Below are 20,961 nucleotides of genomic sequence, written 5' to 3' on the forward strand. Positions count from 1 at the left end.
TGTCATTCATTCCTTATCAATCTTCTCCAGAAACCCGTGCAATTTTTCCTTGTTCAATATACACTAGCAAAATGGAAATATCGGCAGGATTTACACCTGCAATTCGGGAAGCCTGGGCAATGGATAGCGGGCGAACCTTATCAAGCTTTTGACGAGCTTCGGTCGCAATTCCATTGATCGCGTGATAATCGATATTATCGGGGATTTTTTTATCCTCTAGCTTTTTCAAGCGCTCAACTTGTTGAAGTGACTTCACAATATAGCCTTCATACTTAATTTGGATCTCGACTTGCTCGATAACATCAGCAGGCAATTGTTGCTCGGCCGGAACTAGCTCATGAATATGCGCATATTTCATTTCTGTTCTCTTTAATAAATCAGACGCATGAATTCCATCTTTCAATTCACTTCCGCCTGCATTGCGAATAACTTCCTGCGTTTTTTCATTTGGCTTCAAGATCGTATGGCGCAAACGATCAATTTCTGCCTCAATCATCGCCTTTTTCGCTACATACTTCTCGTATCTCTCTTCAGAGATAAGTCCAATTTTATGCCCGAGTTCCGTCAACCGCAAATCTGCATTATCATGACGAAGCAATAGGCGATATTCTGCTCTTGACGTAAGCAAGCGATATGGCTCGTTCGTTCCTTTTGTAACAAGATCATCAATTAAGACTCCGATGTACCCATCAGAGCGGCTTAAAATGACCTCTTCTTTGTCAAATACATTTCTTGCTGCATTGATTCCAGCCATTAAGCCCTGAGCAGCTGCCTCCTCATATCCAGATGTCCCATTAATTTGGCCAGCTGTATATAAGTTTTTAATTTTTTTCGTTTCAAGTGTTGGCCATAGCTGAGTAGGTACAATCGCATCATACTCAATCGCGTAACCAGGACGCATCATTCGCGCATTTTCTAGGCCAGGAACGGTCTCGATTAATTGCTGCTGAATTTCTTCCGGCATACTCGTTGAAAGGCCTTGAACATATACTTCATTTGTATTTCTTCCTTCTGGCTCAAGGAAAATTTGATGGCGCTGCTTGTCATGGAATTTCACGACCTTATCCTCAATTGAAGGACAATAACGTGCCCCCATTCCTTTAATCGTCCCTGAAAACATCGGTGAACGATGGAGATTTTCATCGATCAATTGATGTGTACGTAAGTTCGTATAGGTGAGCCAGCATGGAAGCTGGTCTGTAATGAATTTCGTTGTTTCATAACTAAATGAGCGTGGCTCTTCATCACCAGGTTGAATTTCAGTTTTACTATAATCAATCGTATTGCTATTGATTCTTGGTGGCGTTCCTGTTTTAAATCGCTCCAATTGGAATCCAAGTTTTTCAAGATGCTCAGAAAGTTTGATTGATGGCTGTTGATTGTTTGGACCGCTTGAATATTTCAATTCCCCAAGAATAATCTCGCCACGCAAAAATGTTCCAGTCGTAATGATGACCGTTTTCGCACGGTACACCGCTCCCGTCATCGTCACAACACCTTTACACACGTCATCTTCTACAATTAACTCATCAACCATTCCTTGGTGCAATGTTAAATTCGGTTCATTTTCAAGTGTTCTTTTCATTTCATGCTGATATTCAAACTTATCCGCTTGTGCACGTAATGCTTGAACGGCTGGACCTTTTCCAGTATTAAGCATGCGGATTTGTATCATCGTTTTATCGAGATTTTTAGCCATTTGGCCGCCAAGCGCGTCAATTTCACGGACAACGACCCCTTTAGCCGGTCCCCCGATCGACGGGTTACATGGCATAAAGGCAACCATATCAAGGTTCATCGAAATCATTAATGTTTCGGCACCCATTCTAGCAGCCGCCAGACCTGCTTCACATCCGGCATGACCTGCCCCAATAACAACGACATCAAATTGTCCTGCCTCATATCGTTGCATAATCGTTCCTCCTTTTTTATTTTGTTCTGTTATCGAATACGTTGATTTCCGCTTCAGACCGCTCCTATCAACTATATCTTTAAAAGAGCCCTTTTATTTAAAAATCGCTCATTTATTTTCCTAGGCAAAACTGTGAGAAAAGCTGATCAATTAGGCTTTCTTGTACAGCGTCGCCAATAATTTCTCCAAGTAATTCCCATGTGCGGGTTAGGTCGATTTGAATGATATCAATTGGTGTGCCTAAATCGATCCCAGTTAGCACGTCTTCAATTGCTTGTAATGCTTCGTTTAAAAGTGCGATATGGCGGTTATTTGAAACATAGGTCATATCAGCCGCTTCAATCTGACCTTCAAAAAACATACTAGAGATTGACTGCTCGAGTTCGTCAATTCCTTTTTCTTCTACTAATGAAGTCGTAACGATTTGGTGATTTTCCGCAATGGCACGCAATTCATCCATGTCGATTTTTTGCGGTAAATCCGTCTTATTCGCAATAACGATGACGTTCATGCCTTGAACTGCTTCAAAAAGCTGCTTGTCCTCTTTTGTAAAATCATCGGCAGAATTGACGACAAGTAAAATCAAATCGGCTTCTTTTAATACTTGCCTCGATCGTTCAACACCAATTCTTTCAACGATGTCTTCCGTCTCCCTAATTCCTGCTGTATCAACTAATTTAAGTGGAACCCCACGAACGTTTACATATTCTTCAATGACATCTCTTGTTGTCCCGGGAATATCTGTAACAATCGCCTTGTTTTCTTGAACAAGACTATTAAGCAAAGATGATTTTCCGACATTTGGACGACCAATAATCACCGTTGAAAGACCATCCCGCAAAATTTTCCCTTGCTGTGAAGTTTGTAACAACGCTTGTAACTCGCTCTTTATATGTGTCGCCTTTTCAATAAGAATCCGATGCGTCATTTCTTCTACGTCATCATATTCAGGATAATCAATATTTACTTCGACATGTGCGACCGTTTCGATAATATCTTGCCTTAACGATTGAATTAATTTGGATAAGCGCCCTTCCATTTGATTAAGCGCTACATTCATCGCTCGATCTGTCTTCGCACGAATTAAATCCATCACTGCTTCAGCTTGGGATAGGTCGATCCTCCCGTTTAAAAATGCTCGCTTCGTAAATTCACCTGGCTCAGCTAGCTGGGCACCTGCTTGTAAAGCAAGCTGAAGCACGCGGTTGACCGATACGATACCACCGTGACAATTAATTTCGACAACATCTTCTCTTGTAAAGGTCCGCGGAGCCTTCATAACGCTGACCATTACTTCTTCAGCCGTCTCATTTGATTTTAGATCAATAATTGTTCCATAATGAATCGTATGTGATCCTACTTCCGCAAGTTTCTGTCCATTCGCCGCACGGAAAATCTGATCGGCGATCTGAATTGCTTCTTCCCCACTTAAACGAACAATTGCGATTGCTCCCTCACCCATCGGTGTAGAGATCGCAGCAATCGTTGCAAATTCCATCATTATCACCTCACCTTACTAAAAGATTACATTTTATATGAAATGAAATAGCCATAGAAAAACTTATCCACAATATAATAGAATACCAAAATTTCCACTTAATCGAAAGTGGAGATTATTTCATGTGCGAATTATCCACAAACGCAAAAACCCGTACTCTTCATTTTAACTTATCCACATGTGAATAACAATAAGCGCTTAGATGAAATTAAAAAAAGCTCGATGAGAAATGTAACTTTCTCATCAAGCTATCGATTCATAACTAATAAATAACTACGATCACTATTATTCTTCTACATCGGTGAACCTGAGCAAATCACCATAAATGACTTTATCTGAATAGGTTAATTCTTGCTGAACGTGTCGAATATATGGCGTACATTTATTTCTCTTTACTTTTTCTCCCGTTTTTCCACTTAAGCACGCACCTTCCGTATAGACATACTCCTTCGTTGCAAAACTTCCATCCCGAAAAATAACATAATCTTGGTGATCATCTAACATTAAGCTAGAGCCAAATTCAATTGTTTTTTGTTCTTTTTTAATTCCAAGCAAATCTAATATCGTTGCGCGTAAATCAATTTGTCCGCCAACTGTATCAATTACTTGGCCTTCAATACCTGGAATATGAATGATAAGCGGGACTTTTTGCAGAGAAATATGTTCTGCCGGTGTTATTTCCTTTTCTAACGCTAGCCCAAGTGCATCATAATAATTTCGCGATAGTCCATAATGATCACCGACTAATACGAATATCGAATTTTTATATAAATCGGTATTAGCAATTTGTTCAAAAAATGTTTTAATCGCTTCATCTTCATAGCGGACCGTTGTAAAATAGCGATTCACTACACCTTGATCTGTATTCGCTTCAGCGATGAATTGATCTTCAGGTTCAAGTAAAAAAGGAAAATGATTCGTTAACAATAGTAATTTAGCGTAAAAAGGCTGTGAAAGTGATTGTAAATATGGAATGGTTTGCTGTAAAAACGGAATATCCTTCAATCCATAATTAATTGAATTTTGCTCGTCTACATCATAATATTCCTTCGAGAAAAAATGATCATATCCTAGTGCATCATAAATCACCGAGCGGTTCCAAAACTGGGCATCATTCCCATGAAACGACGCAGAAACATAATTTTGTTCTTTCAAAATATGAGGCAAGGAATAAAACGTATTTTGTGGTTTTCTTACAAATACAGATCCTCCAGATAGCGGAAATAAACCATTATCAATAATAAATTCCGCGTCAGATGTTTTTCCTTGGGCTGTCTGATGATAGAAATTAGGAAAATACAAGCTTTCCTTCTTTAACTCATTTAAAAATGGAGTGACCTCTTGACCCTCTATGTAATAGTCGATAACAAAATTTTGAGTGGACTCTAAAAAAATGAGCACTACGTTTTTATTTTTTGCTACGCCATGCCATTCCGATTCCGTTTGATTTTTTCCTTTCGTATATGCTTGAATTTCCATAATTTCTGTTTCGTCGGCAAGGGCATTTGTTACAAACGTTTGCGAATATAGTAGCGCATCATATACATGATAATAATAAAGTCCTAGTGATTTCACGATTAATTCTTTATCGTAAGATTGTTTCCAAAATGACGGATTAATTAAAATACTTACGATAACCGGAATAACGATAATGAGAGGAACAAACGTTGACACGAATGCTCTGCTCGGAGTAAATTTTGGCAACCAGCCTTTTTTGGTGATGAACATGAAAATAAAAATATCGACAAATAAAAATAAATCGGTCAGCTTCATTAATTCCACCGTACTTTGGCTAAGACCACCAACATTTTGAAATTGTAGTAAAACCGGAACGGTTATAAAATCAATATAAAATCGGTAATATAGCATATTTCCGAACAGTACTAAGGTTAACAAAAAATAAATCGTTAAAAGAACTTTGCTTTGGATTTGTTTCCGGAAAACAAAAGTAATCCCAAGCAAAAAGGCGATTGATCCTAAAGATGTTAACGCAAGGGCAATCACTTCATTTGTCGATTGAACATTTATATGAAATACCCATCGATAAAGCACTCCCATTTTGATCCATAGTAAAATCATGCAGCAAATATAAAGAAACCATACTTCGTTTTTTTCTCGCTTTTCCCATTTCATCCATGCCACATCCAATACTTTTGATATCTATAATTATTTTAACATGATCCCTTATTAGAATAGTCTAATATTCATCGTCATATTGTATGACGATTCGATCTTTAAGAAAGTTTCACAAGTACGTTTACAATCGCCACAAAGTGCAAAAATTCCTTCACTCCTAATTTTACTTGGTCAGATATTCGTAGCCAAATACGATAGTCAAAAAAATTGAGATAAAAGCAGCAGGTGCTTGGAGCTGATCATGAATAATTCAAATCAGCAAGGATTTTACCATTTTCTCCATAAAAAAAGAACCCTTCATATTGAAGAGTTCTTTCTACTGTTTTGGCCGGATAACGACGTAACGATTCGGTTCTTCCCCTTCAGAAAGCGTCGCTACTTTAGGGTTGTCCGATAATGCTGTATGGATGACCTTCCGTTCGTAATTTGGCATAGGTTCGAGTGTAACCGGTTTGCCAAGGTGCATCGACTTAGATGCAAGTCTTTCAGCCAATTGCATTAATGTTTGCTTCCGGCGTTCACGATAATCTTCTGGATTTAAAATAATGGTCAAATAATGTTTCGAATGACGGTTAGCTGCTAATTGGGTCAAATATTGGAGCGAATTGATCGTTTGTCCCCTTTTTCCAATAAGCAACCCCATTTTTTCACCCGTAATATTGAAAATGACATTTCTTTCATCTTCACGGACGACATCAATTTCTGCATCAATTTCCATTTGCTTCAAAACAGTCTGTAAAAAGGATTCAGCAATTTCAATGACAGTCGGCTTTTCCTTCACTTTTACGACCGCCGGGCGGGCGCCAAATAAGCCGAATAACCCCTTCTTCCCTTCATCCACAATACTGATGTCAGTTAAATCTCTAGTTGTGTTCAGTTGAGCCAGTGCGGATTCTACTGCTTCTTCGACGGTTTGTCCGGTAGCAGTGATTTCTCTCACTTTTTAGCTCCCCCCGCTCTATCTTTTACTTTCTCTTTTGCTACAACTGGTGATTTAATGAAGAACGTTTGAATAATCATAAAAATATTACCAACTACCCAATAAAGTGCAAGTGCAGCTGGGAAATTAATTGCGAATACTAAAATCATAACCGGCATAATATAAAGCATCATTTGCATTTGCGGATTTGAATTTGGCATGTCGGTCATCATGATTTTTTGCTGCAAAAATGTTGTCACACCTGCGATAATTGGCAGCAAATAAAGTGGATCTGGCGCACCAAGATCGAACCAAAGAAATGATCCCGCCTTCGAAATTCCTTCCGTACGAATAATTGCTTGGTAGAAACCGATTAAAATCGGCATTTGAATAAGTAACGGAAAACACCCTGCTAATGGATTAACTTTATGTTCTTGAAAAAGCTTCATTGTTTCTTGCTGAAGTTGCTGCTGTGTCTTTTGATCCTTTGAGCTATATTTTTCTCTTAGCTTCTGCATCTCCGGTTGTAACGCTTGCATCGCCTTTGAATTTCTCGTTTGCTTGATCATCAATGGCAAAATCGCTAAGCGAATTAAAAGCGTTACAATGATAATCGACAACCCGTAGCTATTTCCAAACATTTCAGCAACGGTCGTCATTAACCAGGAAAGTGGATAAACAATATATTTACTCCAGAACCCGGTACTTTCTGCTGTAATATAATTCGGATTATCTATTGTCGAACAACCCGTTGTAACCAAAACAAGCAAAATGATTGCTGACAATAATAATATTCTCTTTTTCAAGCTCTAATCCTCCCTATTTTCAAAAATCACAATGAAATCGATTGTTGTCTATCGGATATTTTAACATTTTTTATGATAAAAGCATAAACATATTAGCTTTTTTCTCTTTTTAAGCATTTTCCCAATTTAAGCACATGTTCAATACTTTTCTTAAACGAATGGAAATCCATCTCTCCGGCAGGTTTTCTAGCAATAATTACATAATCATTCTCACGTTCGACCCGGTCATGCAATTCATGAAATGATTGGCGTATATAACGTTTAATTTGATTCCTCTTTACTGCATTGCCAATTTTTTTACTTACCGATAAACCGATCCGAAAGTTTTTTTGATCTTCTTTTTTTAATATATACAAAACAAATTGCCTATTCGCTAGCGATTTTCCACTGCGAAAGACACTTTGAAAATCATCATTTTTTTTGATCCTGTACGCTTTCTTCATACATTCACCTTCATTTAAAGTATAGCGCTCTAAGTTTAAAAAAAAGGCCACTGAGACGTTTCAGTGGCTTACGCTGATAACACTTTTCTTCCTTTGCGACGACGTGCAGCCAAAATTTTACGGCCGTTTTTTGTACTCATGCGCGCACGGAAACCGTGTACTTTGCTTCTTTTACGAGTATTTGGTTGGAAAGTTCTTTTCATGTATGACACCTCCTCGAGGGTATAAAAAAGTTTCACTTCTAGACATACTAACTAATTATAAAGACCTTAGTAAATGATTGTCAACCTTTCATTTGCAAATTCCTCCGCTTAATCGATTTTCCATCCTAATTCCCCTAAAATAATAACCTTGTGGATAAAAGTTTTTACTTTTTTTCTTATCCACAACACATATCGACAAGTTTTTCACAAACTAACTCCTTGTGGACAAAAGAAATCCACGAGTCGTTGCAACTGTGGATAGTTTTTAAAACTCGTTGCGGTTCACCATTTTATTTGGTATGATTATGTTGTTTTCACTTTGGATACTTTTTGTGTATAAGTCAGTTATCCCCAGATTGTGGATAACATGTGGATAAATAATTCACGCCCCGTTAATTAATTTGTCCACAACACGTGGATAATGTCGAAAATCGAGTTCTTTCTATTATATGCTTTTTCCACATTCATACGACTGTATATTTATGAATTGAGTCCATTTAGAGTCTAAACAGTTGTATAACAGTATGCGATCATTCGATAAGGAGGTAATCGATTGGAAAATATAGCTGATCTTTGGGACAAGGTCCTATCGCGTATCGAAAAAAAGGTCAGTAAGCCTAGTTTTGATACTTGGCTTAAGTCAACAAAGGCACATGAATTACAAAGCGATACAATGGTTATTATGGCGCCAAATGAATTTGCCAGGGACTGGTTAGAAGGTCGTTATTCCCCATTAATTTCTAGTCAGTTATATGAAATTATTGGTGAAGAACTTCATATAAAATTTATTACTCCTCCCCAACAAGATGAAGGTATCACGATCACTAAAGCGGAGAAAAAGGTGAAAGAGGATGAAGCGATTACTGACTTTTATCAAAGTATGCTAAATCCCAAATATACATTTGATACTTTCGTCATCGGCTCTGGAAATCGGTTTGCCCATGCCGCTTCACTTGCGGTCGCCGAAGCACCTGCAAATGCTTATAATCCGCTATTTATATACGGTGGTGTGGGGATGGGGAAAACGCATTTAATGCACGCGATCGGCCATTACGTCGTAGAACATAACCCGACAGCAAAAGTCGTTTATTTATCATCGGAAAAATTTACAAATGAATTTATTAATTCGATTCGGGATAATAAGGTTGAAAACTTTAGAAATAAATATCGAAATGCTGACGTCCTTCTCATTGATGATATTCAATTTTTAGCTGGAAAAGAACAAACACAAGAGGAATTTTTCCATACTTTTAATACACTGCACGAGGAAAGTAAGCAAATTGTCATTTCAAGTGATCGGCCCCCAAAAGAAATTCCCACGCTTGAAGACCGATTAAGATCTCGCTTTGAATGGGGTTTAATTACCGATATTACTCCTCCTGATCTTGAAACGAGGATTGCTATTTTGCGAAAAAAGGCGAAAGCAGACGGGCTTGATATCCCTAATGAAGTCATGCTTTATATCGCCAATCAAATCGATACGAATATTCGAGAATTAGAAGGTGCGCTCATTCGAGTTGTCGCCTATTCATCGCTTATTAATAAAGACATTAATGCGGATTTAGCAGCGGAAGCACTTAAAGATATTATTCCAAGCTCAAAGCCAAAAGTGGTTACAATCTTAGATATTCAAAAGATGGTTGGAGCAGAATACAATATTAAATTGGAAGATTTTAAAGCGAAAAAACGAACTCAATCAATAGCTTTTCCAAGACAAATAGCGATGTTTCTTTCTCGTGAAATGACAGATTTTTCTTTGCCAAAAATCGGCGAAGAATTTGGTGGACGTGATCACACGACAGTCATTCATGCTCATGAAAAAATCTCAAAACTTTTACAAACAGATTCAGATTTACAAAGTAAAATAGAGGAAATACGCGAATCTCTTACTAGATCATAATGGGGATATTGTGCATAACTATGTACGAGTTGTACACAACCTATGCACATGTGGATACATTTATTTTTCTAGTGCTCAACACACTTATCCACTTATCCACAAGACCTACTACTATTACTATGATCTTTTATTCTTTAAATTATTAAATATGCTGGCTTATAGCCAAATTTTTAAATGACGGGGGAAAATAGCATGAAGTTTATCATTCAGCGCGATCGGCTGATCGATAATGTGCAAGATGTAATGAAGGCTATCTCTTCAAGAACAACGATTCCAATATTAACAGGGATTAAAATCGTTGCATCAGAAGATGGAGTTATTTTTACAGGTAGCGATTCAGATATTTCGATTGAATCATTTATTCCAAAAGAAGAAGCTGGAGAAGAATTAGTTGAAATTAAACAAACGGGTGGAATTGTGTTAAATGCTCGTTTTTTTGGCGAGATTGTTCGAAAACTTCCAATGGAAACTGTTGAAATTGAAGTATTAAATCACCATCAAACAATTATTCGTTCCGGGAAAGCAGAATTTAATTTAAATGGCTTGGATCATGATGAATACCCACATTTGCCACAAATTTCGGAGGATCATGTTTTTTCGATTCCAACAGATTTATTAAAAACATTAATTAGACAAACAGTCTTTGCAGTGTCCACCTCAGAAACACGCCCGATCTTGACAGGTGTCAACTGGCAAATTGAAAATGGGATTTTAACTTGCACAGCAACAGATAGTCACCGATTGGCAATGAGAACTGCACCAATAGAAATTGACGAAACGATAAATTATAGCGCAGTTATCCCTGGGAAAAGTTTACTTGAATTAAGCAGAATTCTAGATGATTCAAATGATCCAGTTGAAATTGTTTTTACAGAAAATCAAGTCTTATTTAAAGCAAAACATTTATTATTTTTCTCAAGAAGACTTGAAGGGAATTATCCTGATACATCAAGATTAATTCCGACGGATAGCAAAACTGAGCTCGTATTAGATGCGAAGGATTTCCTTCATACGATTGATCGCGCATCATTACTTGCACGTGGAGAAAGAAACAATGTTGTTAAGTTAGCAACACTTGACGATAAAGTAGTCGAAATTTCCTCGAATACACCTGAGATTGGTAATGTTATTGAACAAATTCAAAGCCAATCGATCGAAGGGGAGGAATTGAAAATTTCATTTAGTGCTAAATACATGATGGATGCACTAAAAGCATTAGAAGGTACAACAATTACAATTAATTTTACGGGTGCGATGAGACCTTTTATTATTCGCTCAACAGAAAATACATCAATTTTACAGCTGATCTTACCAGTTAGAACGTTTTAAATATAAGCCAAAAACCGAGCATACTCTTGAGGGGATTGAGAAATTCCTTTATAACGCAAAGATTGACTAATCCTGTTGATTTCTGCCTCGGGCGGCCTCACGCTTCCCGCTGGAGTTGCCGTCCATCACTACATTCAACAGGATCTACAATAAATTATATTCAAGCTTAATAGGGACGAGATTAAAAACGGTATAATCCCCTTCAATCAAAGGGAATTGTGCCGTTTTTTCTTAGTAAGTTTAAAATACATGAATACAATGATCTAGAGATGCTCTTGTCCTTGTTTAACAGCGTTAAATGAAAAGTTCTATTTATACTTATATTCGAATTGATTGGCATGTTTTTAAGCACACTCTATAAACTCTGCTCAGTTCTTATCATTTCCCGATAACTTTGTAATCATCAAGAAAGTTTAGTAAAATAATAAGAGGAACTAAACATTGGAAAAGAGTGAGAACGTGGAAACAACGATCACGATCGATACCGAAACAATTACATTAGGACAATTTTTAAAGCTTGCAGATATTATTCAATCTGGAGGCATGGCCAAGTGGTTTTTAAGTGAACACGATGTGTTTATCAATGGTGAACAAGATCAAAGAAGAGGGAGAAAATTAAAACCAGAAGATAAGATCGTAATACCAGAAATTGGGACATTCATCATTGCCCGCTAAAAGGAAGCTGACTTCATGTACATTGAGCAATTAGAGTTGGAAAATTATAGGAACTACGAGAGTCTTACTGTCTCTTTTGAAAATAATGTCAATGTCATACTTGGAGAAAATGCCCAAGGAAAAACAAATGTCATGGAATCGATCTATGTATTAGGCATGGCCAAATCACATCGTACATCGAATGATAAAGATTTAATACGCTGGGATACAGAGTATGCTAGAATAAAGGGTAGGGTTCAAAAAGCGAGGGGCTCCGTTCCACTTGAATTACTCATTTCAAAAAAAGGGAAAAAGGCAAAATACAATCACATTGAGCAACCGAAATTAAGCCAATATGTTGGTAATATGAACGTTGTTATGTTTGCGCCTGAAGATCTCCATCTTGTAAAAGGGAGCCCTCAAGTAAGGCGTCGTTTTATTGATATGGAAATTGGGCAAGTTTCCCCTGTTTATTTATTTGATATGAGTCAATTTCAAAAAATATTGCAGCAACGCAATCATTATTTAAAAAGACTACAAATGAACCGAAAAACAGATGACACATTTTTGAATGTTTTAACTGAACAATATATCGAAGTAGCCATCAAAGTCATCAAAAAACGCTATGAATTTATCCGGATGTTGGAAAACTGGGCTCAGCCGATTCACTCCGGTATTTCTCGTGGATTGGAGTCGCTAGAAATTCAGTACAAACCATCGTTTGATGTATCGGAAAGCACGGACTGGTCAAAGATGGTAAATGTATTAGAAGAAAAGTTTTATACGATGCGAGAGAGAGAAATTGATCGGGGCATTACACTACTCGGACCACATCGTGATGAAATTCTTTTCTTTGTGAATGGCAGGGATGTACAAACATTCGGGTCGCAAGGACAACAACGAACGACGGCATTGTCAGTCAAGCTTGCAGAAATTGAACTTATCCATTCAGAAATTGGGGAATATCCGATTTTGCTTCTTGATGATGTTTTATCTGAATTGGACGATTATCGTCAGTCCCATTTATTAAACACGATAAAGGATAAAGTTCAAACATTCGTGACAACGACAACAATCGATGGAATTGATCATCAAACATTAAGAGATGCATCAACTTTTTCCGTTCAAGCGGGAATGATTGAAAGAGTGAAATGAGGTGGAGGGATGTATATCCATGTCGGTGAAAATATTATGGTCCGAGCAGATGAAATGATCGTCATGCTTGCAAAAGAAACGGTTCAAGCTTCTGAGCAGATGCAAAAACTGTTAGAGGAAAAGGAAGAGCAGATCATTGATATTGCTAACGGTCCTTATAAATCAATTGTTTTCACGGAAAGTGATATTTATCTTTCACCAATCGCAACAAGTACGTTAAAAAGACAAATAACAGAATTAAATAATCATGCTCTGTTTATATAGATTCATTGAGTTAAATTAGATTGAAAGTGCAGGTGAACTTTTTGACGATGGATCAAAAAGAGATGGAACAGCAGTTATACGATGAAAATCAAATACAGGTTCTTGAAGGTCTTGAAGCTGTCCGTAAACGTCCCGGGATGTATATCGGTTCTACAAGTGGAAAAGGTTTGCACCACCTCGTATGGGAAATTGTTGATAACAGTATTGATGAGGCACTTGCAGGCTACTGCGATAAAATCATCGTTTCAATTGAAAAGGACAACAGTATTAAAGTCCAAGATAATGGTCGAGGAATTCCGGTCGGTATTCAAGAAAAAATGGGCAGACCAGCAGTGGAAGTTATTTTAACTACTTTGCATGCGGGTGGAAAGTTCGGCGGCGGCGGATATAAAGTATCTGGAGGATTGCATGGTGTTGGTGCGTCTGTCGTAAATGCCCTTTCTGAGTCATTGGAAGTGTATGTACATTTAAACGGCCAAATTCATTATCAAAAATATGAACGGGGAATTCCCCTTTTTGATTTAAAGATCATTGGAGAGACAGATCAAACCGGAACGACGATCCACTTTAAACCGGATCCAGAGATCTTTACTGAAACAACCATTTTTGAATTTGATACACTTGCGACACGGACACGTGAATTAGCATTTTTGAACAAAGGCCTTACATTGGTTATTGAGGATCTTCGCGAGGATGAGCCAAAAATAAATGAATTTTTCTACGAAGGCGGAATTAAGTCCTATGTTGAACATTTAAATCGTACAAAGGAAGTTGTTCATGAAGAGCCGGTTTATATCGAAGGAGAAAAAGATGGCATATCTGTCGAAATTGCCTTTCAATATAACGAAGGATTTTCAAGTAATATTTATTCCTTTGCGAATAATATCAACACATATGAAGGTGGTACGCATGAATCAGGTTTTAAGACTGCATTAACTCGGGTCATTAATGATTATGCGCGAAAAAATCATATTTTCAAAGACAATGATAGTAATTTATCTGGGGAAGATGTGCGTGAAGGGATGACCGCGATTATATCCGTAAAGCATCCCGATCCACAATTTGAGGGACAAACGAAGACCAAGCTTGGAAATTCTGAAGCTCGTACGATTACGGATTCTTTATTCTCTGAGCATTTAGAAAAGGTGCTCATGGAAAATCCAGTGCTTGCCCGTCAAATTGTTGATAAGGGTCTTATGGCTGCTCGTGCCCGTCTTGCTGCTAAAAAAGCCCGTGAATTAACGCGTCGGAAAAGTGCTTTGGAAATTTCAAATCTACCAGGGAAACTTGCAGATTGTTCATCACGCAACCCGGAAATTAGCGAATTATTCGTCGTAGAGGGTGACTCCGCGGGTGGATCTGCAAAGCAAGGAAGGGATCGACATTTTCAAGCTATTTTACCATTGAGAGGAAAAATCCTGAATGTTGAAAAGGCTCGTTTAGATAGAATTCTTTCAAATAATGAAATTCGTACAATTATTACGGCGCTTGGAACTGGTATTGGAGAAGATTTCGACATTTCTAAAGCTCGTTACCACAAAATGGTTATTATGACTGATGCCGATGTTGATGGTGCCCATATTCGAACATTGCTTTTAACGTTTTTTTACCGTTACATGCGCCCTTTGTTAGAAGCGGGATTTGTTTATATTGCTCAGCCGCCTCTTTATAAAATAAGCCAAGGGAAAAAGGAAAATTACGTCTATTCTGATAGTGAACTTGAAGACTTTTTAGCAGAACTTCCACAAGGAGTAAAACCTGGAATACAACGGTATAAAGGTCTTGGGGAGATGAATCCGGAACAGTTATGGGAAACGACGATGAATCCAGATAGTCGAACACTGTTGCAAGTAAGTCTTGAGGACGCAATTGAAGCAGATGAAACCTTTGACATGCTCATGGGTGAAAAAGTAGAACCGCGTAGAATTTTCATTGAAGAAAATGCTCTATATGTGAAGAATTTAGATATTTAAAAACGGAGAAATAAAGCGCAAGGTGCCTTTAACGACGTACTTCCTTTCGGAAGATGACGAAAGGAAGTACGTCGTTGGTGCCTGACGCTGGATGCCGGAAAATCGCTTCTAGCGAAAGAAAGGGAGGCTCCCAACAGTATGGCAGATGTACCAAACTCGAATATAAAAGAAATTAACCTCAGTCATGAAATGCGTTCATCCTTTCTTGATTATGCAATGAGTGTCATTGTTTCTCGGGCATTGCCTGATGTAAGAGATGGATTGAAGCCTGTTCACCGCCGGATTTTATATGCAATGAATGATCTTGGAATGACAAGCGACAAAGCATATAAAAAGTCAGCACGGATCGTCGGTGAAGTAATCGGAAAGTATCATCCACATGGTGATTCAGCTGTATATGAAACGATGGTACGGATGGCACAAGATTTTAGCTATCGGAATATGCTTGTTGAAGGACACGGAAACTTTGGATCTGTTGACGGTGACTCAGCAGCAGCGATGCGTTATACAGAAGCAAGAATGTCAAAAATTTCGATGGAGCTTGTGCGAGATCTAAATAAAGACACGATTGATTATAAAGATAATTATGATGGATCCGAAAAAGAGCCGGCTGTTTTGCCTGCCCGCTTCCCGAATTTACTCGTTAACGGTTCTTCTGGAATTGCAGTAGGTATGGCTACGAATATTCCGCCACATCAGCTTGGTGAGGTGATCGATGGCCTGCTAGAATTAAGCCGGGATCCTGATATCACTATTCCAGAATTAATGGAATATATTCACGGTCCTGACTTTCCAACAGCCGGCTTGATCGTTGGAAGAAGCGGAATACGAAAAGCGTATGAGACAGGACGCGGCTCCATTTTAATGCGAGCAAAAGTAGAGATTGAAACGAAGCCGAATGGCCGGGAAACGATTCTTGTACATGAACTTCCATATCAAGTGAACAAAGCGAGATTAATTGAACGAATTGCAGAGCTTGTTCGCGAGAAGAAAATTGATGGATTGACAGATTTACGCGATGAGTCAGACCGTACTGGTATGAGAATCGTAATGGAAGTGCGCAGAGACGCAAATGCGAATGTCATATTGAATAATTTATATAAAATGACTGCCCTTCAAACAAACTTTGGTATTAATATGCTTGCGTTGGTTGATGGACAACCTAAAGTTTTAAACTTAAAGCAATGTCTTTATTATTATTTAGAGCATCAAAAAGAGGTTATTCGCAGAAGAACCCAATTTGAATTAAGAAAAGCTGAAGCTAGAGCTCATATTCTTGAAGGATTAAGAATTGCACTCGACCATATCGATGCAATTATTAGTTTGATTCGTGGGTCAGCAACAACTGAAATTGCCCGCGCTGGCTTAATTGAACAGTTTCAATTGAGTGAAAAGCAAGCACAAGCCATTCTTGATATGCGTCTTCAACGCTTGACTGGTTTGGAGCGGGAAAAAATTGAAGAGGAGTATCAAGAGCTCCTGAAGTTAATCGCGGAATTAAAGGCGATTTTAGCCGACGAGGAAAAGGTTTTAGACATTATTAGGGAAGAATTACTTGAGATTAAAAGTCGATTCGATGATGGGCGCCGTACAGAAATTATTGCAGGCGGCATCGAATTTGAAGATGAAGACTTAATTCCAAGAGAAAATATTGTTATAACTTTAACGAAAAATGGCTATATTAAACGATTGCCAATTTCGACCTATCGCAGTCAGCGAAGAGGTGGTCGCGGAATTCAAGGAATGGGAACGAATGATGATGATTTCGTTGAACATTTAATGACGACATCGACGCACGATACGATTTTATTTTTCACAAATAAAGGAAAAGTATATCGGACGAAAGGGTATGAAATACCTGAATACAACAGAACAGCTAAAGGATTGCCGATCATTAATTTACTCGGAATTGAAAAAGACGAATGGATTAATACAATTATTCAGGTTGAAGAATACAGTGAAAATGGTTATTTATTCTTTGCAACAAAGCATGGAATTGTTAAGCGTACGCCAGTCACTGCGTTCGAAAACATTAGAAATAATGGGTTAATCGCTCTTGGTTTACGAGAGAATGATGAACTAATTTCTGTGAAGCTGACAGATAATGATAAAAATATCATTATGGGTACGAAGAAAGGCTTATTAATTCGTTTCCATGAAACCGATGTTAGACCAATGGGGAGAACGGCAACAGGTGTGAAAGGAATTTCCTTATCTGATGAGGATGAAGTTGTAGGAATGGACATCCTTGAAGATGATCATGATGTACTTGTTGTAACGATGAATGGATTCGGAAAAAGAACTCCTGCGAGTGAATACCGTATTCAAACCCGTGGAGGAAAAGGATTAATTACGAGCAATATTACCGAAAGAACAGGATCGATCGTCGCGGTTGAAACTGTTCAGGGTGACGAAGACTTAATGATCATTACTGCCGGTGGAATTCTCATTCGAATGGATGTTGGTGATATATCTGTCCTTGGTCGAAATACTCAAGGTGTTACATTAATTCGACTTGGCGATGAAGAATATGTAGCCACTGTTGCAAAGGTTGAGAAAGAAGAGGAAGAACATCCGGAAGCGACGGAAAATGAAGAAGATACGGTTAATGAATAGAAAGATGTAAAAAAGACTGCTTGCAGCAAAGAAGAGAAAAGCACAACTGTCCGTTTAATGTTTCATTTAACAGTGGACATATATCTTTTGAAAAAAAGGACGTCAATGGACGTCCTTTTTTGATACAATCATTGTAAAAGTAAATGGAGCGGAGTTGGGGTTTGATGGTGAAGATAAGGGTAGAAGAAGTAAAGCCCGGCTTTATTTTACAAAAGGATGTTATGGGGAAAACAAAGAATCCAATTATCCCGGCAAACACTGTGTTAACCAATCAACATATTCAAATTTTAAATATGTTCTTCATTCATGAAGTGTATGTGCAAACAGCTGCTAAATTGAATAAAGATAGTAAAGAGAAAGTATCGGATGATTCTTTTTATTCCTCCTATACAAAGGCTGTTGAATACTATAAAAGAGAGTTTCATTCATGGCAAGCAGGGATTAATGTGAATATAGCGAATATTAGACGAATTCTACTTCCATTAATGGAAATATATAAAAGTGAAAAAAATTGGTTGAAAAGAATTCATCTTTACTCAACAAAAGAAGATTATTTATTTCATCATGCGATTGGCGTTGCCCTTATTTCGCATTTTATTGCTGAAGAGCTTAATTATGATAAAGGGCAATCACTTCAAGTAGCATTAGCAGGCTGCTTAGCAGATTGTGGTATGGCAAAAGTAAGCTCAACAATTTTAAGGAAAAAATCTGCATTAAACGAAGCTGAATGGCAGGAAATAAGGAACCATCCTGTGTATAGCTACCAAATGGTAAAAAGCATTTCAATTTTAAAGCCGGAAACAAAACTAGCAATTTTACAACATCATGAGCGTCTAAACGGTAGCGGTTACCCAATGGGGGAAACGGGATTGCGAATTCATACACAGTCAAAAATTATTGCTATTGCCGATATTTATCATGCAATGACAACGAAAAAGGCATATAAGGAAACGAAATCACCATTTAAAACATTGCAAGTAATGGAAGAGGATTTGTTCGGGCAATTAGATATTAAGATTTTTAAAATTTTATCTGAAGCTATTGCTTCCTTTTCAGTCGGTGCTCAACTGGAATTATCTGATGGTAGAGTCGGAGAAGTCATTTATAAGAAGCACGATGCGAATACACGACCGCTAATAAAAATAATTGATAGCGATGATATCATTGATTTGGAACGGAATCGACAATTGTATATTGAAAAAGTAATTAATGAATAAATGGATAAGAAAAGGTTGTTTCAATTATGCAACAGCCTTTATCCATTTTCGGAAAAGATAAACTTTAATAAAACTATTGCAAACCTATGAATATCTTGTTATATTAATAAACGTGCTTACGGGCACGAAAAAAAACATTTGACATTGAATGTTTGATATAGTATTATTGAAAGGTCGCCTCAAGAAGACGACAAACAAGTTTGATCTTTGAAAACTGAACGAAACGAACGTTAAATTAATTTTCAAACAATGGTTTTAACCATTGCCAGCAAGAGTAAGGATCAACGACTAAGAACGTCACATCCTGTGACAACGTCGTTGTGACTCGCATCGTGCGAGCCTAAACTTCTTTTATGAGAGTTTGATCCTGGCTCAGGACGAACGCTGGCGGCGTGCCTAATACATGCAAGTCGAGCGAATGGATGGGAGCTTGCTCCCTGAAGTTAGCGGCGGACGGGTGAGTAACACGTGGGCAACCTGCCTGTAAGACTGGGATAACTTCGGGAAACCGGAGCTAATACCGGATAATTTCTTTCCTCGCATGGGGAAAGGTTGAAAGGCGGCTTCGGCTGTCACTTACAGATGGGCCCGCGGCGCATTAGCTAGTTGGTGAGGTAACGGCTCACCAAGGCAACGATGCGTAGCCGACCTGAGAGGGTGATCGGCCACACTGGGACTGAGACACGGCCCAGACTCCTACGGGAGGCAGCAGTAGGGAATCTTCCGCAATGGACGAAAGTCTGACGGAGCAACGCCGCGTGAGTGATGAAGGTCTTCGGATCGTAAAACTCTGTTATCAGGGAAGAACAAGTATCGGAGTAACTGCCGGTACCTTGACGGTACCTGACCAGAAAGCCACGGCTAACTACGTGCCAGCAGCCGCGGTAATACGTAGGTGGCAAGCGTTGTCCGGAATTATTGGGCGTAAAGCGCGCGCAGGCGGTCTCTTAAGTCTGATGTGAAAGCCCACGGCTCAACCGTGGAGGGTCATTGGAAACTGGGAGACTTGAGTGCAGAAGAGAAGAGCGGAATTCCACGTGTAGCGGTGAAATGCGTAGAGATGTGGAGGAACACCAGTGGCGAAGGCGGCTCTTTGGTCTGTAACTGACGCTGAGGCGCGAAAGCGTGGGGAGCGAACAGGATTAGATACCCTGGTAGTCCACGCCGTAAACGATGAGTGCTAAGTGTTAGAGGGTTTCCGCCCTTTAGTGCTGCAGCAAACGCATTAAGCACTCCGCCTGGGGAGTACGGCCGCAAGGCTGAAACTCAAAGGAATTGACGGGGACCCGCACAAGCGGTGGAGCATGTGGTTTAATTCGAAGCAACGCGAAGAACCTTACCAGGTCTTGACATCCTCTGACAACCTTAGAGATAAGGCGTTCCCCTTCGGGGGACAGAGTGACAGGTGGTGCATGGTTGTCGTCAGCTCGTGTCGTGAGATGTTGGGTTAAGTCCCGCAACGAGCGCAACCCTTGATCTTAGTTGCCAGCATTTAGTTGGGCACTCTAAGGTGACTGCCGGTGACAAACCGGAGGAAGGTGGGGATGACGTCAAATCATCATGCCCCTTATGACCTGGGCTACACACGTGCTACAATGGATGGTACAAAGGGCTGCAAGACCGCGAGGTTTAGCCAATCCCATAAAACCATTCTCAGTTCGGATTGCAGGCTGCAACTCGCCTGCATGAAGCCGGAATCGCTAGTAATCGTGGATCAGCATGCCACGGTGAATACGTTCCCGGGTCTTGTACACACCGCCCGTCACACCACGAGAGTTTGTAACACCCGAAGTCGGTGGGGTAACCCTTTTGGGAGCCAGCCGCCGAAGGTGGGACAGATGATTGGGGTGAAGTCGTAACAAGGTAGCCGTATCGGAAGGTGCGGCTGGATCACCTCCTTTCTAAGGAATATTGTTGGCAGCTAGGCCAACAAAAA

General features: G+C 39.0%; 15 protein-coding genes and 1 rRNA gene. 9 read left to right on the top strand and 7 right to left on the bottom strand.

The window, feature by feature from the left end; genetic code table 11:
• Positions 1-16: 16 nt before the first annotated feature.
• The 7 genes from mnmG to rpmH all read right to left on the bottom strand — a co-directional run bounded on the left by mnmG (position 17) and on the right by rpmH (position 7,917).
• Complete coding sequence (gene mnmG / locus KHA95_RS03705; protein ID WP_213136092.1) at positions 17-1,912, bottom strand: tRNA uridine-5-carboxymethylaminomethyl(34) synthesis enzyme MnmG; 1,896 nt, start codon at positions 1,910-1,912, stop codon at positions 17-19.
• Positions 1,913-2,024: 112 nt separating this feature from the next.
• Positions 2,025-3,410, bottom strand: a complete 1,386-nt coding sequence (gene mnmE / locus KHA95_RS03710) for a tRNA uridine-5-carboxymethylaminomethyl(34) synthesis GTPase MnmE (protein WP_213136164.1) — start codon at positions 3,408-3,410, stop codon at positions 2,025-2,027.
• Positions 3,411-3,695: 285 nt separating this feature from the next.
• Positions 3,696-5,543, bottom strand: coding sequence for an LTA synthase family protein (locus KHA95_RS03715; protein WP_213136093.1), 1,848 nt, complete (start codon positions 5,541-5,543; stop codon positions 3,696-3,698).
• A gap of 319 nt (positions 5,544-5,862) precedes the next feature.
• Complete coding sequence (gene jag / locus KHA95_RS03720) at positions 5,863-6,486, bottom strand: RNA-binding cell elongation regulator Jag/EloR (protein WP_213136094.1); 624 nt, start codon at positions 6,484-6,486, stop codon at positions 5,863-5,865.
• Positions 6,483-7,271, bottom strand: a complete 789-nt coding sequence (gene spoIIIJ / locus KHA95_RS03725) for a YidC family membrane integrase SpoIIIJ (protein ID WP_213136095.1) — start codon at positions 7,269-7,271, stop codon at positions 6,483-6,485. Before spoIIIJ ends, jag begins: the two co-directional genes overlap by 4 nt.
• A gap of 92 nt (positions 7,272-7,363) precedes the next feature.
• The gene (rnpA, locus tag KHA95_RS03730) at positions 7,364-7,714 is read right to left on the bottom strand and encodes a ribonuclease P protein component (RefSeq protein WP_213136096.1); all 351 of its coding nucleotides are present in this window, start codon (positions 7,712-7,714) and stop codon (positions 7,364-7,366) included.
• A 68-nt stretch (positions 7,715-7,782) separates the two neighbouring features.
• Positions 7,783-7,917 (bottom strand): 50S ribosomal protein L34, encoded by a 135-nt coding sequence (rpmH, locus tag KHA95_RS03735; RefSeq protein WP_213136097.1) that lies wholly within the window; start codon positions 7,915-7,917, stop codon positions 7,783-7,785.
• Between the two features lie 553 nt (positions 7,918-8,470).
• Between rpmH and dnaA the strand changes: the two genes are divergently transcribed.
• The 9 genes from dnaA (at position 8,471) to KHA95_RS03780 (ending at position 20,926) form a co-directional block, all read left to right on the top strand.
• Entirely contained in the window at positions 8,471-9,817 is a 1,347-nt protein-coding gene (gene dnaA, locus KHA95_RS03740; RefSeq protein WP_213136098.1) for a chromosomal replication initiator protein DnaA, read from the top strand.
• Between the two features lie 192 nt (positions 9,818-10,009).
• Positions 10,010-11,146: a DNA polymerase III subunit beta gene (gene dnaN / locus KHA95_RS03745; RefSeq protein ID WP_213136099.1), complete on the top strand. Its 1,137-nt coding sequence runs from the start codon at positions 10,010-10,012 to the stop codon at positions 11,144-11,146.
• 441 nt (positions 11,147-11,587) lie between these two features.
• Positions 11,588-11,821, top strand: a complete 234-nt coding sequence (gene yaaA, locus KHA95_RS03750) for a S4 domain-containing protein YaaA (protein ID WP_249316498.1) — start codon at positions 11,588-11,590, stop codon at positions 11,819-11,821.
• Positions 11,822-11,836: 15 nt separating this feature from the next.
• On the top strand, positions 11,837-12,955 hold the full coding sequence (recF, locus tag KHA95_RS03755) for a DNA replication/repair protein RecF (RefSeq protein ID WP_213136100.1): 1,119 nt from the start codon (positions 11,837-11,839) through the stop codon (positions 12,953-12,955).
• A 9-nt stretch (positions 12,956-12,964) separates the two neighbouring features.
• Positions 12,965-13,219: an extracellular matrix regulator RemB gene (gene remB, locus KHA95_RS03760; RefSeq protein WP_213136101.1), complete on the top strand. Its 255-nt coding sequence runs from the start codon at positions 12,965-12,967 to the stop codon at positions 13,217-13,219.
• 47 nt (positions 13,220-13,266) lie between these two features.
• Positions 13,267-15,192 (top strand): DNA topoisomerase (ATP-hydrolyzing) subunit B, encoded by a 1,926-nt coding sequence (gene gyrB / locus KHA95_RS03765; protein WP_213136166.1) that lies wholly within the window; start codon positions 13,267-13,269, stop codon positions 15,190-15,192.
• Positions 15,193-15,330: 138 nt separating this feature from the next.
• On the top strand, positions 15,331-17,808 hold the full coding sequence (gyrA, locus tag KHA95_RS03770) for a DNA gyrase subunit A (protein ID WP_213136102.1): 2,478 nt from the start codon (positions 15,331-15,333) through the stop codon (positions 17,806-17,808).
• Positions 17,809-17,972: 164 nt separating this feature from the next.
• On the top strand, positions 17,973-19,025 hold the full coding sequence (locus KHA95_RS03775; RefSeq protein WP_213136103.1) for an HD-GYP domain-containing protein: 1,053 nt from the start codon (positions 17,973-17,975) through the stop codon (positions 19,023-19,025).
• Positions 19,026-19,374: 349 nt separating this feature from the next.
• A 16S ribosomal RNA gene (locus KHA95_RS03780) occupies positions 19,375-20,926 on the top strand.
• Positions 20,927-20,961 lie beyond the last annotated feature (35 nt).

Source organism: Bacillus sp. FJAT-50079 (assembly GCF_018343515.1).
In the GTDB taxonomy this organism is placed as follows: domain Bacteria; phylum Bacillota; class Bacilli; order Bacillales; family Bacillaceae_C; genus Lederbergia.